Consider the following 2,063-nt stretch of genomic DNA (forward strand, 5'->3'; position numbering starts at 1 on the left):
AATACCATCTGGTTAAATTTTTGTATTTTTTTAATCCAATATCATGCCATTCGTGTCTTGCTATCCACGGCCAAGTTGCAATATCTGCAATAGTATAATTTTCACTCGCTAAAAATTTTGATTTAGACAATCTTTCATCTAGATCTTCATAAATTCTTTTGGCTATTTTGAAATATCTTTCTTCTCCAAATTCACTTTTTCCCGGATTATAGTGGTGAAACTGATGATGCTGTCCAAGCATAGGGCCAACATAACCCATTTGCCCCATTAACCATTGATTAATAATGGTACGTTTATTGGTTTCGTAAAATTTATTACTTTTTTCAGCAAGATAAATAAGAATTGCTCCAGACTCAAATACTGATTGATTATTACTATGGTCTATAATTACTGGAATTTTACTAAATGGGCTTATAGTTTTAAACTCTTCTTTAAACTGTTCGTCTTTAGATAAATCGATTTTTGTAACTTTAAATTCATAATCTATTTCTTGAAGCATTATTGAAATTTTAATACCATTTGGAGTTGCTGCGGTAAAAAGCTCAATCACTCCTTAACACCCAATCGATCTTTCACTATTTTTGAAGATGTAGTGAATTCAAATCTATATTTTTCATCTGGTTTTGCATATTTAAAGCATCCTCTAGCAGCAAGAGCACCCTCGTGAAATCCTGAGAGAATTAATTTAAGCTTACCTGGATAAGAACAAATATCTCCAATTGCAAAAATTCCTTCTTTATTAGTTTCAAAACTTTCAGTATTTACAGGTATTGTTTTTTTATTCAAATTTAAACCCCAGTCTGCTATTGGTCCAAGCTGCATGATTAATCCAAAAAAACCTAAAACATAATCAGTTTTAATTTCTTTTATTGTTTTATCATCATGTTTTATACTGATACTTTCAACTTTTTCACTTCCTTGAACTGCATCTAGTTGATATTTTGTATAAATTTCTATTTTTCCTTCTTCTTTTAATTGAGTAACCTTATCAATACTTGCTTGCATTCCTCTGAACTCATCTCTTCTGTGAACCAGTATAACTTTAGAAGTATTTGATAGCTCAATTGCCCAATCTAAAGCTGAGTCTCCTCCACCAAAAATACAAACTGTCTTATCTTTAAAGACTGTTTTGTCTCTAATTGAATAAAGTATTTCTTTTCCTACAAACTTATCAATTTCTTTTGTTGAAAATTTTCTTGGCTCAAAAGAACCTACTCCTGCTGCTATAATTATGCTTGATGACTCAAATTCAGTCCCTTTATTGGTTTTTGTAATCCATTTTTTTTCAACTTTTTTAATTTCTTCTACTCTTTCATTTAAATGGAAGTTTGTTTTAAATGCTTTGATTTGTTCAATTAAATTATTAGTTAATTCTTCTCCAGTACATTCAGGAACTGCAGGAATATCGTAGATTGGTTTATCAGGATAAAGTTCGATACATTGACCACCAATTTTATCTAGGTTGTCCACCACTTCACTCTTAAGGCCAATAATTCCTAATTGATGAACACAGAAAATACCAACTGGACCAGCGCCAATAACTAAAGTATCAGTTTTTATCATTACCCCTGCTTACTTGGCATTTTTACAACTAAACCATCAAGTTCATCTGTAACAGTTATTTGACAGCTTAATCTACTAGACTTATTAGGTTCAAAAGCCATATCTAACATATCTTCTTCTCCGTCTGTTTTTTTTGGAATTTTATCATACCAGTCATCTTTGACATAAACATGGCAGGTAGCACAAGCCATTCCTCCTCCACAATCTGCATCAATTCCTTGAATATCATTTTGTACTGCTCCCTCCATAACCGTCAAACCATTGGTTACTTCTATGGTAGTTATCTTTTCCTCACTTGAAATATAAGTAATTTTAGGCATGAATATTATATGGGTATAAAAAAAAATAGGGCAAGTAACAAATTTACTCGCCCTATTTAAAATACTTTAGGTTTAACTAATTCTTAGCTCTACCACCTGATTGCATTGCCGCAGCCCAAATAATTAGACCAAATGCAATTTTGTTTAAGAAGTCAGCTGCATTGTAAATGATGTTCAGTG

3 protein-coding genes are annotated in these 2,063 nt (G+C 31.6%); all 3 read right to left on the minus strand.

The window, feature by feature from the left end; genetic code table 11:
* A partial coding sequence (locus AC34EU_RS08755) for a glutathione binding-like protein (protein ID WP_489696228.1) occupies positions 1-550 on the minus strand: 550 nt, incomplete at its 3' end.
* The gene (locus AC34EU_RS08760; protein ID WP_489696229.1) at positions 547-1,563 is read right to left on the minus strand and encodes an NAD(P)/FAD-dependent oxidoreductase; all 1,017 of its coding nucleotides are present in this window, start codon (positions 1,561-1,563) and stop codon (positions 547-549) included. The genes AC34EU_RS08760 and AC34EU_RS08755, both read right to left, overlap by 4 nt.
* Positions 1,563-1,883, minus strand: a complete 321-nt coding sequence (locus AC34EU_RS08765; protein WP_489696230.1) for a 2Fe-2S iron-sulfur cluster-binding protein — start codon at positions 1,881-1,883, stop codon at positions 1,563-1,565. The genes AC34EU_RS08760 and AC34EU_RS08765 overlap by 1 nt, the downstream gene beginning before the upstream one ends.
* Between the last annotated feature and the right edge of the window lie 180 nt (positions 1,884-2,063).

The sequence above is a fragment of the Candidatus Marivariicella framensis genome (genome assembly GCF_982709265.1).